Raw genomic sequence first — 13,529 nt, 5'->3', positions numbered from 1 at the left:
TGGCGGCCGATCAGGCGAAGGTGTCCACGAGGCCGTTGGACGCGACGCTGACGCGCGGCGGGGGCGAGGCGTCGGCCGCTGCGGCATGGCCGGCGCCGGCGCCCGGCATGCGGCCGCCCGCCGGACCGCCCTCGTCATGGAAGGCGAAACCGGCTTGGCCATGGTCGCCCACGTGAGTCTGGCCCAGCGATATGCCGGCCTGGGCGAGCTGCTGGCTCAGCTGGGGCAGCGCCGATTCGACCGCTTGCCGCACCGACGCGTGCGCGGAGACGAAAACCGCATTGGCCATGCCGTCGTTCAGGCTGATCGAAATGCGCAGCGGCCCCAGTTCGGGCGGATCCAGCCGCAGTTCGGCGGTCTGCGCGCCGCCATGGACGTCGCGCGCCAGCATGATGACCTGCCGGCCGAAATCCGTATTCCAGTCGGCATGGTGCAAGGGCGTGGCGATGGCCGAAGCGGCCGGGAAGGACGCCGTTCCCGCCTGGGCGAAAGGGTTTGCCCCTGCGGAAGCCGCCGCGGGCGCCTCGACGGCCGGCATGGCCTGCGTGTTCTGCGGGGCCGCCTGGTCCCTTGCAACGGGCATTTGGGCTGGCGCGAACGCGGCATCGCCGGCATGGGAGAACGCCGGGGCGGCGGGGCCGTTTGCCGCGCCCGGAAGCTTGCCCGGCTGCGCGCCCGCGGGCTCGGTGTTCGTGGCGGACGAGAGCTGTGCGGCCGCTTTCCGGCGCACCGCGGCGAGTTCGGCGGATGCGGCGCGGGCGGGGCCCGGAGCGGCCGTGGCGCCGCTTGCCGACGCCTGCGCGACAGACGTGGTGTCGATGGCCGGCGTCTCGGGACCATTCGCCGTCGAGGCCTGGGCGGCCGCGAGCGCCTCGGCGCGCAGCGCGCCCGGGAAGGGCTCTTTACCGCTGGCGGTGTGCCGGCGCGACGCGTCGGATCGGACGTCGGCGGCCGGTCCGCCCGCCGCGACTGGCAGGCCGTCGCCGGAGGGCAGGCCGGTCCGGCCCGCCTGGCCGCGGGCATGCAAGGCGATCTCGAGCGTTATCTGGGGCAGGGCGGCCAGGGCGTCGTCGGCGGCATTCGGTTCGGATCCCGCCTTGTCGCTTTCGGCCGGTTCACCCGCCTGGGCGGCCTGGTCGCCATCCTCCACGGAATGGTCCGAGCCGGCGGTTGATTTCGCTTGCGCGCGGGCGTCCGTCCGGCCTTCTTCCTTGGCGGCGGCCGGCGCCTGGCCGGCCAGGACGTCCGCAAAGCGCGGGCTGTCGGCGGCCGTGTTTTCGGCGGATGGCGCGCGGCCCGCTTGCGGCGCAAGCCCCGGGACCACGGCGGCGATTGTCGGTGAATTCATGGCGGTGACCAGGTGATTGCTCAATGACCCATTCCGCGATACCCGCGGGCGGAAATCTCGTCGTTCATGCGTTGTTCGCGGCGCGCCTCGTGCACGGCCTGCTGGCGCAGCTGGCGCGTTTGCAAGGTCTCGAATGAGTTGAGACGCCGCTTTTCGGCTTGCCAGGAGTCTCGCCCCTTCTGCAGCCGGGCATCCATCTGCTCCAGTATCCTATTTTGCTGCGAGATCGCTTCGTCCAAAGTGGCGATAAACTGCCTAAAATTGTGATAGTTCGAAGCCGTCAGGCCCGATTTAGATACCCGCTGCAGCCGTTCGGCGTAATCCTGCCTGTAGCTGTGCAGGGCTTGCAGCTGTTGTTCGGCATCGTGCCGAGCCTTGGACAGCTGGGCCAGCTGCCTGGCGGCCTCGTCGGTGTCGTTGCGCGCCAGGTCGACCAGCATGTCCAGGGTCGAAGTCTTAGCCATGGGAGGCCTCCGCCGTCTCGTGTCCCAGCACCGCAGCCAGTTCGCGCGTTGCGCGCCCGTAGTCGATGCGCTGTTCTATGCCCTGCTGCAGAAACGCCTCCAGCCAGGGGTATTTGTCGATGGCCTCGTCTGTCCGCGGGTCATTGCCGCGGGCGTAGGCGCCCACTGCGATCAAGTCGCGGTTGCGCTGATAGCGCGAGAGCATCTGCTTGAATGCATGGACCATGGCAAATTGCGAGGGCGGCACCACGGCCGACATCACGCGTGAAATCGATGCCTCGATGTCGATGGCCGGATAGTGGCCCGACTCGGCCAGGCTGCGCGACAGCACGATATGTCCGTCGAGAATGGCGCGGGCCGAATCGGCAATGGGATCCTGCTGGTCGTCGCCCTCGGTCAGCACGGTATAGAAGGCTGTGATCGATCCCGCGGGCTGGCCGTCCACCGGCGCGCCGTTGCCGGCACGCTCGACCAGCGCCGGCAGCTTGGCGAATACCGACGGCGGATAGCCCTTGGTGGCGGGAGGCTCGCCGATGGCCAATGCGATTTCGCGCTGCGCCATGGCATAGCGCGTCAGCGAATCCATGATCAGCAGCACGTGCTTGCCCTGGTCGCGAAAGTATTCGGCCAGACGGGTCGCATAGACCGCGCCCTGCATCCTCAGCAAGGGCGAGACGTCGGCCGGCGCCGCCACCACCACCGATCTGCGCAGCCCGTCTACTCCCAGGTTGTGCTCGATGAATTCCTTGACCTCTCTGCCGCGCTCGCCGATGAGGCCCACCACCACGATATCGGCCCGGGTGTAGCGGGCCATCATGCCCAGCAGCACGCTCTTGCCCACGCCCGAACCGGCGAACAGGCCCATGCGCTGGCCGCGGCCGACGGTCAGCAGGCCGTTGATGGCCCGCACGCCGACATCGAGCGCCGTGTCGATCGGCGCGCGCTCGAGCGGGTTGATGGTCTGCGCCGCCAGCGGGGCGGGATGCACGTGCTTGAGCGGGCCCAGATCGTCCAGCGGCCGGCCGGCGCCGTCCAGTACGCGGCCCAGCAAGGCGTCGCCCACCGGCAGATGCCGGGTCTGGCCCGTGACCGGGTTTTCGACCGCATCGTGCGAGGGCAGGGTAATCGGCGTGCGCAGTCCCGCCTCGACGGGCACCACCCGCGCGCCGGGCGGCAGTCCCGAAATATCGCTTTGCGGCATGAGGTACAGCGTATGGCCGTTGAAGCCGACGACTTCGGCGTCGGCCCAGTGGTTCTGGCGCGGCGTGATCTCGATCTTGCAGGCGGCCCCGACGGCCAGCCGCAGGCCGGTGGCCTCCAGCACCAGGCCCGTGGCGCGCGTGATGCGGCCGGTGGCATGCCAGGATTCCACATGGGCCACGCGCCGGGCGCCGATGGCAAGCTGCATGCGCCAGCGGTCGGCGGCGCTTTCGAGGCGCGAGGTGGCGTTCACGGCGCGGCGCTCCAGGGCAGATTGTGGCCCAGTGCGCTGACCACCCGCTGCCATCGGGTCTGCAGGGTTGCATCGATGCTGCCCAGCGCCGTCTCGGCGACGCATCCGCCGCGCTCTATATTGGGGTCGGCCTGCAGGCGCCAGCGGCGCGCGCCCGGATCGTCCGCCAGATGGGGCTGGACCAGCGCCAGATCGTCCGGATGTAGACGCAGGCGAAGCAGGCCTTCCTGCCCGGCATCCAGGTAGAGAATGTCGCGCAAGGTGTCGAGGATCTTCTCCGGCTCGGCCGCCAAGGTGGAGCGGACGACCTGCTGCGCAATGCTGATGGCCAGGCGCACCAGGGCCTGGCCGGTTTCGGCTTCGACGTCGTGCAAGGCGCCGGAACAGGCGTCCAGCAGTTCGGCCAGGCGGCGCGCCTGCTCATCGTTCCGCATCCTGCCTTGTTCGAGGGCATCCTTCATGCCGGCCTCGAAGCCTTCGGCATGGCCCGCTTCGCGGCCGCGCGCCCGGCCTTCCTCGAGACCTTGGCTGAAACCTTCCTCGTGGCCCTCGGCTTGGCCTCGAGCGCGTCCCTCTTCGCGGGCCTGCCGCTCCAGCCGCGCGATTTCATCGCGCAGATGTTCGGGCACCGCCAAGGGAGCGTCGGCAAGCCCTTCGTCGTCGGGAGCCGCGAATTCCACCGATTCCATTTCCCAGCGGCGCCAGGCCTGGTCTCCGTAGGCGCGCAGCGCCCGGCGGGCGGGCTCAGACATATTCGTCGTCTCCGCGGCGGCTCAGGCTGAACTGGCCGGCTTCGGCCAGGCGCCGCGCGACCTGCAGTATGCTCTTCTGGGCTTCTTCGACGCGGGACATCCGGATGGGGCCTTGCGCTTCCAGGTCTTCGCGCAGCATTTCGGCCGCCCGGTTGGACATGTTCTTCATGAAGGTGTCGCGCACCTCTTCGGGCGCGCCCTTGAGCGCGATCGTCAGCGTCGCCGTGTCCACTTCCTTGAGAATCAGCTGGATGGCCGAAGGCTCGATCTCGACCAGATTGTCGAAGACGAACATTTCGTCGACGATGCGCTGCGCCAGGTCCGGATCGAGCTCGCGCAGGTTGGCCACCACCGCGTCCTCGTCGGACGAGCTCATGTAGTTGATCAGCTCGGCGGCCGCGCGCACCCCTCCCATCTTGCTGCGCTTGGCGCCCTGGCCCGACAGCATGTCGTTGAGCACGTCGGTCAGTTCGTGTAGCGCCGAAGGCTGGACGCCGCCGAAGGTGGCGATGCGCAGCACCACGTCGTTGCGCAGGCGCTCATCGAGCAGGGCCAGGACGGCCGAGGCGCGGTCGCGTTCAAGGTGGACCAGGATGGTGGCGATGATCTGCGGATGCTCGTCGCTGATGAGTTCGGCGACGCTGTTGGCGTCGATCCAGTTCAGGGCGTCGATGCCGTTGGCATTGTCGCTGGCTTCGAGGATGTCCTCGATCAGGCCGGCGGCACGATCGTTGCCCAGCGCCTTGGTGAGGACGCTGCGTATGTAGTCGTCCGACCCCACGGTGACGGCCATGAACTGGTCGGCCTCTTGCCGGAAATCCTCGAGCACCTTGTCCACGTCGCTGCGGGTGACCTGGGACAGGGTGGCCATGGCCCCGCCCACCAGCTGAACCTCGCGGGCCGAAAGGTGGCGAAAGACTTCTGCGGCGGCGTCCTCTCCCAACGACATCATCAGGATGGCGCAGCGCTGCAGGTGGTTGTCCGGACTAGTGCTTGCCATTTTGTTCCATCCAAGAGCGCAGCACCATGGCCACGGCGCGCGGATCCTTCGAAGCCAGGTCCCGCGCGACGTTCAGATTGTCTTCGTAGCGGCTGATCTCCGATGCGCGCCGCGCCGCGGCGGCGGCCGCGTTGGCCGCCGCGTTGCGGGTGGCCGCATCTTCTTCGGCGGCGATCTGCCGGGCCTCCTGGCTGCTGGCGAGATGGGCGAGATAGGGCTTGACGACCTTGCGCCACACCAGCCAGGCGGCGATGGCCAACAGCAGATAACGCAGGAGTTGCATGACCATCGATCGATAGTCGGGGTTCTCCCAGAGCGGGACCTGGGCGGAGGCGTCGGGGGTGAAGCGGCTGTTGACGATGCTGAGCGTATCGCCGCGATCTTCCGAGAACCCCATGGCATCTCTCACGAGACGATTGAGGTTGTCGATCTCTTCGGGCGGCAGCGGCTGCGCCTGGCCGTCTTCGCCGGGCAGGTAATTCACCACCACCGCGACCGACAGGCGGCGCAGCTTGCCCAGCGGCTCCTTCACGTGGCTGATGGTGCGATCCACCTCGTAGTTGATGGTGGCATCGTGGCGGGTGTTGGCGGGAACGCCGTCGTCGTCCGTGTTGCCGCCGGTCTGGAGTTGATTGGCTCCCGCCTGTCCGGCCGCCGCCTGCCCGGCTGCGGCCTGGCCGCCCGCCTGAGGCGGGGCATCGACGGGCGCGGTGGCATTGGGCGGCGGCTGGTTGGTCAGCGCCCCGGGCACGCCTTCGGGCGGCAGCACGTTGTACTGCTGCGAACCGCTGGTCTGCTTGCTGCGCACGGCGCCCTGGCCGGGCTCCTGGTTGGGCCGATAGACCTCGGAGGTTTGCTCGCGCTGCGAGAAATCGACATCCGCGCTGGCCTGAGCGCGCACATTGCCCGGCCCGACCAGGGGAGCGACCAGGGTGAGGATGCGCTGCACCGTGCGTTGCTCGATGTCGTTGATGAAGTTGCGTTGCGAACCCTCGGCGCCGGCTTCGCCCGTGGGAGCGCTGAGCAGGCGGCCGTTCTGATCGACGACCGATACGTTCTCGGCCGAGAGGCGCGGCACGCTCGAGGACACGAGCCAGCCGATGGCCGAGACCTGGGCCTCGCTGAGCGTGCGTCCGGGGTAGAGCGTCAGCAACACCGAGGCGGTGGGTTCCTGCCGCTCGCGTACGAACAGGGATTCGCGCGGAATGGCGAGGTGCACGCGGGCCTGCTGCACGGCGTGCAGCGAGGCGATGGAGTTGCCCAGCTCGCCTTCGAGGGCGCGCTGGTAGGTGACCTGTTCGGTGAACTGGCTGGCGCCGAAGCGCGTATTGTCCAGCAGTTCGAAGCCCACGCCGCCGCTTCGAGGCAGGCCTTGAGTGGCCAGTTGCAGCCGGGTTTCATGCACCCGGTCGGCGGGAACCAGGATGGCGCCGCCATTGTCCGAGAGGCGGTAGGGCACATTCATTTGCGCCAGGGCGGAAACGATGGCGCCGCCGTCGCGGTCCTCGATGTTCGAGAACAGGACGCGGTACTCTGGACCGCGGCTCCACAGCAGCACGACCGCGATGACGGCGATCAGCGCCGATGCGGCGCCGAGCAGTATCGGACGCGGTATGTCTTGAAGCTTGCTCAGCGCGGGAAAGCGAGCCACGAGCGCTTGCGCCTGGCTCATCGCGAGCCTCCGGCGGGGTCTGCGCAGGGTCGCACCGTTGCCGGAGACTGCGTGGTTACGATATGCATGCGACGGAATACGTGAAGGGGAGTCGTCATTATTACGTGTCTTCAAGCAGGACCAAGCGCCGAAAAGCATAGGTTTTCGAGCGCAGTTCGGCTTTACGCCAAGAGACGGAAACGGCGCCCCTGGACGGACGAAGCTGATGGTAAATAGAGGGGCGAAAACGGTATGAGGCAAATAGCCGGGTGTTTTGGCGGCTAATGGCGCGCTTGCCGGACGAACGGCTGCGCTACAGTGTGCGCCATGGCTATCTCGAATCTGAACAACATCGAATCCATTCTGGCCCAGATGCGGGAAGTCGCCCGCGCGGCGTCCGGCACGGGCGCGCGCGTGGACGAGCGGGACTCCGTGCCGGGCGGCTTCGCAGCCGAATTGCAGCGGTCTTTACAGCGCGTCTCCGCCATGCAGAACGGGTCCACCCAACAGGCCAAGGCTTTTGCCCTGGGCGATCCGGGCATTTCCCTGAACAACGTGATGATAGACATGCAGAAGGCGGGCATTGCCTTCCAGGCCACGGTCCAGGTGCGCAACCGGCTGGTGGCCGCCTATCAGGAAATCGCCAGCATGCCTGTCTAGCGTTAAGGCCCTAGGCTTCCGTGCCGGGATCAGTCTCGAGCCGGTACAGCCAGGCCAGCAGCCTGGCCACTGCTTCATAGAGCTCGGGCGGAATGTGCCGGTCCAGATCCACCTGCATCAACAGGCCCACCAGTTCGGGCGATTCGTGTACGTAAAGGCCGTGTTCGTGCGCCGTGCGCATGATGTTCTCGGCCACTGTGCCATAGCCCTTGGCCACCACGCGCGGCGCCGCATCGGCGGCGTCATAGGCGATGGCGACCGCGCTGTGGCGCGAGTGCTTGTGCGGCGGACCGGCGTCCCGCGCATCGTCCGTCATGTTTCTTCCTCGGTCTTGATCGACAGCTGGCTGAGCGTCAGGCCGGCCTCCTGAAAATCCGTCCTCAATGCCTGGTCGTGCCGCTTGAGGGTCTGGGCGCTTTGAGGCGCCACGAGCCGCATCACCACCTGTTTGTCATGCAGGGTCAGCCTTGCCTCGACCTCGCCGAGGGCGGGCAGCACGAGGCGCAGCCGGGTGGCCCAGTGCGTGCCGGCTTCGTCGGGCGCGCCCTGTTCGTCGCGGCGGCTGATCTCCCAATCCAGCGGGGCGTCCGGCCAGGCTTCGCCGCGCCAGCCGAACGTCTGGCCGGCCAATACCTCAAGCTGCTGGCGCACGACCAGATGCGTGTCAGGATGCAGGCCGGCCAGGGACGGAGCATGGCCCGGACCGGGCTGGCCCGCCGTCGCGGACGCGCCGCGCATCTCGACGGCGCCTTCGGAGCCCTGCGCGCCGGTTTGGACGGCACTTTGCGGGACGCCTGGCTGTGCGCCGCCGGGCGTCCCGGCCGCATGCGGGGCGGAGCCCGCCGATGCGTTGGCGGACGCGGCCGGTCCGCCCAACTGGCCTTGCGGTTCGAGCTTGAGCTGCGCAGCGGTCCTGCCGCCGAAAGCGAGATCGCGCAGGTGGGATTCATAGAACAATCCGCTTTGCCGCACGGCCAGCGCCAGAGCACGCGCGATCAGCGCGGTGTGCACATCGCCCGGAGCCGGGCTGCCCGCCGCATGCGCCGGTCCGGCCGGGGCCGCGGAGCCGGCGGGCGAAGCGGCTTGAGCAGCGGAAGGAGCGGATGCCGCCGCGCCGGCCGTACTCGGCTGCACCAGGGGCGCGCGTCCGTTCACGGGCGGGGCTTGCTCGGGAAAGCGGGAAAGCAGCGCCAGAATGGCTTTTGCGGCATGCCCCAGGGTCGTGGGCGCCGAAGGCGTGCTGGAGGTCTCGGTGCTGGGCCGCTCCGCTCTCGGCGCGTCGGGCCGGGTGTGCAGCCTGGCATCGTCTACCGCCCGGCGGCCCGGCTGTTCTGTCTGGGACAGCGCCTTGTCGATGGTTTCGGCTAGGGGGCGGCCTCCCTCATTATGCAGAGGATTGACGCGCGAGGCGTCGGCCAATTGCGAAATGGCGTCGGATCGGCCGGCGTTGACGATCTGGCTTTGCTGCGAGGCCGCGACACTCAACGCGGTGTCCAGCCGCCGTATCAGCAATGTCCCGAGGTTCGAAGGTCCGCCCACGCTCATGGATGGATTGCGTCGCGGCGCGCCTTAGCGGCCGCCGGGATAGGTATTGCAATAGGCTTCCAGCACGCTCTGGTGGCGTTTCATGGCGCCCAGCATGGCGCCCAGCCGGGCCATCTCGGGCGCCGCCAGGTTGCGGATGCGCGCGTCGTCGTCCAGTATCTTGGTCAGCAATGTCTTGCGCGCGACCTTGTCGCCGCTGTCCAGCGGCGTCAACGGCCGCAGCATCTCGACCGCGTCGCAGTACTGCTGGCTGAGCGCGATGACGGAATCCCAGTCGTTGGCCTGGGCCAGCTTGAGCATCTGGCCGGATAAATCGGCGATGCGTTGGTAGCGGAGCACGATGGAGGAGGAGTCGAGCATGGTGAATACGCCTTGAAGAGGCCTGGTGGGTTCAGGCTTGGCTACCTGGGCGGGATCGGTTCAGGCAGAAGCAGGTGTTTTGGAAAGCCCGGTCGCGGTGCGCCAGGCGTCTCCGATGTCGCTCAGCAGCCGCTGCGCGAGTTGCAGTTTTTCGGCATCCGCGTTGAGGTTGGCTTGAAGCAGGTTGCGGATGATGAGGTCGTAGGTCTGTGCCAGGTTGCGGGCCAGTTCGCCGCCAGCTTCCATGTCGATGCTGGCCTTGAGGCCCGAGTCGACGATGTCGATGGCCTTGGAGATGGCATTGCCGCGCCCCTGGATGTCGCCGTTCTGCAAATACAGATGGGCCTTGGCGATGGCGGCCAGGGCGCCGTCGAACAGCATGGTGATCAACTGTTCGGGCGTGGCGCTGAGCACCTGGGTCTCGAGGCCGATGCTGGCGTAGGCCTGGGCTGAGTGCTGGCCGCGCGCGCCGCGCGGCGAGGGGTAGGTCATCATTACTTCTCGTTGAGGTTGCCCAGCATGGAAAGCTGCTGGGTCAGATAACTGCTGACGGAGCCCATCTGCGCCATCATGCTGTCCAGCGCCGTGAACTGGCGCCGGTAGTTTTCCATCTTGGCTTCGATGCGGATCGAGGTGTCGTCGTATTGCCGCTGCAGGTCCTTGATGTTGCGATCGGTGCCGTCCTTGGCGCTCTGGATGTAGCCTTTGCTGCCCAGGAAGTTGCCCGTCATCTCGGTAAAACGCTTGGCGAGCCCGTTTTCGCCGGCAAGCAGCTGACGCACGTCGCCAAGGTGGTCTTTGAAGGCTGCCGCCAACTTGTCGTTGTCGACCTCGAGCAGGCCGGACGAGGGGTTGGTGGTGATGCCCATCTGGGACAGCGTACGCACGCTGCCCGCGGACGAGAAGCCGCTGAGCGCGTCGCGGGCCTGCGTCTGCGCGCGCCGGGCCAGGGTGTCGCCGGTCAGGGCGCTGCCTTGCTGCGCTTCGACGTCATACGAGGTGAGCGACTTGATCGTGTTCTGCAGATTGTTGTAGGCGGTGACGAAATCCTTGACCGCTTGCGTCGCGGCGGCGTCGTCGCGTTCGACCTTGAGCGTGCCGGAATCGCCGCCCGCCTTGAGCAGGTCGAGGGTGACGCCTTCGATGGCGCCCTCGACCCGATTGGTCTGGCTGCTGATCGCAATGCCGTTGATGGTCAGAGAGGCATTGGCGGCCGCCTGTTCCTGCAAGGCGCCGGGCACGCCGGTTTCGAAGCCGAGCAAAGCCTGCAGGGCGTTCTCGGGATCGCTGTTGCCCGTGACCTCTATGCCTGCGACGGCGGCGTCCGTGCCTGTCTTGGTGCTGGTCAGCATGAGGCGATGCGGATTCTCGCTGCCATCGTTGAGGACGGTCGCGCGCACTCCCAGGCTGGGATCGGCATTGTTGATGGCGGCGACCAGGCCGTCGATCGACGTGTCCACGCCATCCAGATCCAGGGAGTGTTCGGTGCCATCCGCCAGCTTGATGGTAAGCGTGCCGCCCTGGCCGATGGCCTGGCCGCGGTCGGCGACGCCCTGGCTGACCAGGGTCTGGGCTTTGGCCAAGGTGTTTACCTGGACACTGTACTGGCCGGCGATGGCCTTATGCGTGGCCGATGCGGTAAAGGCCTCGGAAGCGGTCGAGGTTTTCAGCGCGCCCAGGGTTTCCTCTTTGCCGATTTTCTCGGCGGCGGTCTTGAGCGCTTCGATGGAGCTCTGGATCTTGCCGTAGGCCGACAGGCGGTTCTGCGCGCTGACCTGCCTGGTCTGGATGAGCGCAAGGGCCTGATTCTCGCTGTTGCGCAGATCGGTCAGCAACTGGTCCAGGGGCAGGCCGGAGCCCACGCCGATAGAAGATACAGCCATGATTGAACTTCTCCTGATGGGGATATTGTCGTGCAGCGCGTCGGGTTTCAAATCCCGCGACAAGCGCGATATGTATGCCTAGTTTGGGTAATTGCGCAGCGGACGGGCCGGTTCAGGCATGGGTGCTCACCACCTGTCCCTGAAGCTGCACGATCATCTTGGCTATGCGTATGACCGCGTCGCTCGGCACGGTGCGCAGCACCTCGCCGGTTTCATTGTCGATGAGAGACACCACGACGCGCTGCGCTTCGGGATCGACGTCGAAACGCATGCCGGTGGACCATGCTCTCAGGCTGCTGTTCACATCCTCGAGCGCCTGTTCCAGAGCGTTGCCCGAGCCGGCGCCGCCGGCCGCCCGGCGCTGATTCGAGTCTCCCGCCTCGACGACTTCCGCGGACGGCGTCACCTGGCGCGCGGGTTCGGGCAGGACCGGGCGCTCGACCTCCAGGGCGACAGGGTTCACAGGGAGTGAGACCGACGAATTCGGAGTAAGCGGGTTGACCATCAGGATGCTCCCGAGCAGTATTGACAATGGGTGTAACGGCCTGCGGCGCCGATACTTTATGGGCGGCGCGGCCCAATAGCCTGAACAGGGCGCTAAAGTCCTATTTGATCCGGCCGTTCCACGGCAAGCGGCGGGTGAAAATACAGCATGTCGTCTTTGCCTGTTTTTCGTCCACGAATGCTCAACTCCGAAGACCTGCTGGTCAGGCAGCACACCCCATTGGTGCGTCGAGTGGCCTTGCAGCTGGTCGCCCGGCTGCCCGCCAATGTCGAACTCGACGATCTGATGCAGGCGGGCATGATGGGCTTGCTGGACGCGGCGCGGCGCTATCGCGAAATGGCCGAGGCCCAGTTCGAAACTTATGCGACCACCCGCATACGCGGCGCCATGCTGGACGAGCTGCGCAGTCAGGACTGGCTGCCGCGCAGTGTGCGCAGCAAGTCCAGGCAGATAGAAGCGGCGATCCACGACTTGAACCACCGACTGCTGCGCGCGCCCTCCGAGGCCGAAGTGGCCGATGAGCTCGGCATGTCTCTGGAGCAATACCAGGAGATGCTCGAGGAAGCGCGCGGCGTCCAGGTCATTCATTATGAAGACCTGGCGCGCAGTCCGGGCGACACGAGGGACGGCGCCGACGCTGCGGCCGATCCGGAGCTGTCCGCCTGGGACAATCCGCTGGAGCGGCTCGTTTCCCAGGGGCTGCGTTCGGCCCTGGTCGAAGCGATTCAGGCGCTGCCCGAGCGCGAGCAGCTCTTGCTGTCGCTGCAGTTCGAGCACGATCTCAACCAGAAGGAGATCAGCCTGGCCATGGGGGTGACCGAAGGCCGTGTATCCCAGCTTCGCTCGCAGGCGGTGAGCCGCATAAGGGCCTTTCTGGCCGCCAACGCGTGGAATGTGGAGCCCAGCGAGGGCTACGCCGAGAGCAAGCTCATCTAGTGTTAATCTTCTATCTGCGGGCACAGAGCCGGCGCCATGCCGCGGCCCGCTCTCCCCGCGCGGGGCCAGACACCGGAAGAAAAATTGGATTACGTCGCATCTTGCAATCTGCCGACCCCCTGGGCGGTATTTCAGCTACATGGTTTCATCAAGCCCGACACGGGCAAGGAGCATGTCGTCCTTACCCTGGGAGACGTCGGCGACGGCCAGCCGGTGCTGGCGCGCATCCACTCCGAATGCCTGACCGGCGACGGCCTGTTCAGCCAGCGCTGCGACTGCGGCGCCCAACTTGAAGCGGCGATGAAGGCCATCGCCGCCGAAGGGCGAGGCGCGCTGCTGTATCTGCGCCAGGAGGGGCGGGGCATCGGCCTGCTCAACAAGATACGCGCGTACAACCTGCAGGACCAGGGCTTCGACACCGTCGAGGCCAACGAGTACTTGGGCTTCCCGGCCGACATGCGCCGCTACGACGTGTGCAAGCCCATGCTCGATCACTTCGGCGTGGCCAGCTTGCGGCTCATGACCAACAATCCGCGCAAGGTCGACCAGCTTCGGGCCATCGGCATCGAGGTCGTCGAACGCCTTCCCTTGCAGGTCAATCGCAATCCGCACAACGAGGGATATCTGCAGACCAAGGCCGCCAAGCTGGGGCATTGGCTCAAAACCACCCTGACCGAGCCCGATCAATGAGCGGCTGGTACATTCTTCCCAACGGCAATGTCCGCCACGTCGACGGACTGGAAATACAGCCCGAGCTCGACTGGTTCCCGACCGATGCAAGCCTGCTCGCGTATGCGGATGAACAGCGCGCGGCGGGCCGCTCCGAAGCCCAGATCGCCCGGCAGGTCATGAGCCTGGCGGTCGAGTGCGAAGAGTGGGTGAAGGAAAACCTGGGCTGATCCGCCCCGGGCGCAAGGCGCGGCGTTTTTCCATCATCTGTTTGTTTTCGAATAGCCGGCGGCCAGCCGGCTT

16 protein-coding genes are annotated in these 13,529 nt (G+C 66.8%); 4 read left to right on the top strand and 12 right to left on the bottom strand.

Annotated features, from left to right (window positions below; translation table 11 throughout):
- Positions 1 to 10: 10 nt before the first annotated feature.
- The 6 genes from CSC67_RS10235 to fliF are packed head-to-tail and all read right to left on the bottom strand — an operon-like array spanning position 11 to position 6,689.
- On the bottom strand, positions 11 to 1,348 hold the full coding sequence (locus tag CSC67_RS10235) for a flagellar hook-length control protein FliK (protein WP_135227457.1): 1,338 nt from the start codon (positions 1,346 to 1,348) through the stop codon (positions 11 to 13).
- Positions 1,349 to 1,368: 20 nt separating this feature from the next.
- Positions 1,369 to 1,812 carry a flagellar export protein FliJ gene (gene fliJ, locus CSC67_RS10230; RefSeq protein WP_118994431.1) on the bottom strand — a complete coding sequence of 148 codons (444 nt, stop codon included), beginning with the start codon at positions 1,810 to 1,812 and terminating at the stop codon, positions 1,369 to 1,371.
- Positions 1,805 to 3,370: a flagellar protein export ATPase FliI gene (fliI, locus tag CSC67_RS10225; protein WP_425337644.1), complete on the bottom strand. Its 1,566-nt coding sequence runs from the start codon at positions 3,368 to 3,370 to the stop codon at positions 1,805 to 1,807. Before fliI ends, fliJ begins: the two co-directional genes overlap by 8 nt.
- Positions 3,262 to 4,017, bottom strand: coding sequence for a flagellar assembly protein FliH (fliH, locus tag CSC67_RS10220; RefSeq protein WP_118994430.1), 756 nt, complete (start codon positions 4,015 to 4,017; stop codon positions 3,262 to 3,264). The genes fliI and fliH overlap by 109 nt, the downstream gene beginning before the upstream one ends.
- Complete coding sequence (gene fliG / locus CSC67_RS10215) at positions 4,010 to 5,017, bottom strand: flagellar motor switch protein FliG (protein WP_118994429.1); 1,008 nt, start codon at positions 5,015 to 5,017, stop codon at positions 4,010 to 4,012. Before fliG ends, fliH begins: the two co-directional genes overlap by 8 nt.
- On the bottom strand, positions 5,004 to 6,689 hold the full coding sequence (gene fliF / locus CSC67_RS10210) for a flagellar basal-body MS-ring/collar protein FliF (RefSeq protein WP_118994428.1): 1,686 nt from the start codon (positions 6,687 to 6,689) through the stop codon (positions 5,004 to 5,006). The genes fliG and fliF overlap by 14 nt, the downstream gene beginning before the upstream one ends.
- 306 nt (positions 6,690 to 6,995) lie before the next feature.
- Here fliF and fliE point away from each other — a divergent pair, with 306 nt between their 5' ends.
- A complete protein-coding gene (gene fliE / locus CSC67_RS10205) occupies positions 6,996 to 7,328 on the top strand; it encodes a flagellar hook-basal body complex protein FliE (RefSeq protein ID WP_118994427.1) in 333 nt (110 codons plus the stop codon).
- Between the two features lie 10 nt (positions 7,329 to 7,338).
- On the opposite strand, the gene CSC67_RS10200 is transcribed toward fliE, so the two are convergent.
- From CSC67_RS10200 to CSC67_RS10175, 6 genes are all read right to left on the bottom strand, one after another.
- Positions 7,339 to 7,644 carry an EscU/YscU/HrcU family type III secretion system export apparatus switch protein gene (locus CSC67_RS10200; RefSeq protein ID WP_118994426.1) on the bottom strand — a complete coding sequence of 102 codons (306 nt, stop codon included), beginning with the start codon at positions 7,642 to 7,644 and terminating at the stop codon, positions 7,339 to 7,341.
- Positions 7,641 to 8,873, bottom strand: a complete 1,233-nt coding sequence (gene fliK, locus CSC67_RS10195) for a flagellar hook-length control protein FliK (protein ID WP_118994425.1) — start codon at positions 8,871 to 8,873, stop codon at positions 7,641 to 7,643. The genes CSC67_RS10200 and fliK overlap by 4 nt, the downstream gene beginning before the upstream one ends.
- 24 nt (positions 8,874 to 8,897) lie before the next feature.
- The gene (locus CSC67_RS10190) at positions 8,898 to 9,233 is read right to left on the bottom strand and encodes a flagellar protein FliT (protein WP_118994424.1); all 336 of its coding nucleotides are present in this window, start codon (positions 9,231 to 9,233) and stop codon (positions 8,898 to 8,900) included.
- A gap of 60 nt (positions 9,234 to 9,293) precedes the next feature.
- On the bottom strand, positions 9,294 to 9,725 hold the full coding sequence (gene fliS, locus CSC67_RS10185) for a flagellar export chaperone FliS (protein WP_118994722.1): 432 nt from the start codon (positions 9,723 to 9,725) through the stop codon (positions 9,294 to 9,296).
- A 2-nt stretch (positions 9,726 to 9,727) separates the two neighbouring features.
- Positions 9,728 to 11,116 carry a flagellar filament capping protein FliD gene (gene fliD, locus CSC67_RS10180; RefSeq protein ID WP_245220195.1) on the bottom strand — a complete coding sequence of 463 codons (1,389 nt, stop codon included), beginning with the start codon at positions 11,114 to 11,116 and terminating at the stop codon, positions 9,728 to 9,730.
- A 112-nt stretch (positions 11,117 to 11,228) separates the two neighbouring features.
- Entirely contained in the window at positions 11,229 to 11,621 is a 393-nt protein-coding gene (locus CSC67_RS10175) for a flagellar protein FlaG (RefSeq protein WP_245220194.1), read from the bottom strand.
- 177 nt (positions 11,622 to 11,798) lie between these two features.
- On the opposite strand from CSC67_RS10175, the gene CSC67_RS10170 reads away from it, so the two are divergent.
- From CSC67_RS10170 to CSC67_RS10160, 3 genes are read left to right on the top strand one after another with little or no spacing between them, the layout of a single operon-like run.
- Positions 11,799 to 12,557, top strand: coding sequence for an RNA polymerase sigma factor FliA (locus CSC67_RS10170; RefSeq protein WP_118994423.1), 759 nt, complete (start codon positions 11,799 to 11,801; stop codon positions 12,555 to 12,557).
- A gap of 36 nt (positions 12,558 to 12,593) precedes the next feature.
- Positions 12,594 to 13,247, top strand: a complete 654-nt coding sequence (gene ribA / locus CSC67_RS10165) for a GTP cyclohydrolase II (RefSeq protein ID WP_118994422.1) — start codon at positions 12,594 to 12,596, stop codon at positions 13,245 to 13,247.
- Entirely contained in the window at positions 13,244 to 13,456 is a 213-nt protein-coding gene (locus tag CSC67_RS10160) for a hypothetical protein (protein ID WP_118994421.1), read from the top strand. The genes ribA and CSC67_RS10160 overlap by 4 nt, the downstream gene beginning before the upstream one ends.
- Positions 13,457 to 13,529: the final 73 nt, after the last annotated feature.

It is taken from the genome of Pusillimonas caeni, from assembly GCF_003545815.1.
Lineage (GTDB): Bacteria > Pseudomonadota > Gammaproteobacteria > Burkholderiales > Burkholderiaceae_B > Pusillimonas > Pusillimonas caeni.
The sequence above is the reverse complement of the archived record's forward strand: the minus strand, read 5'-3'. Positions and strand labels throughout refer to the sequence as shown.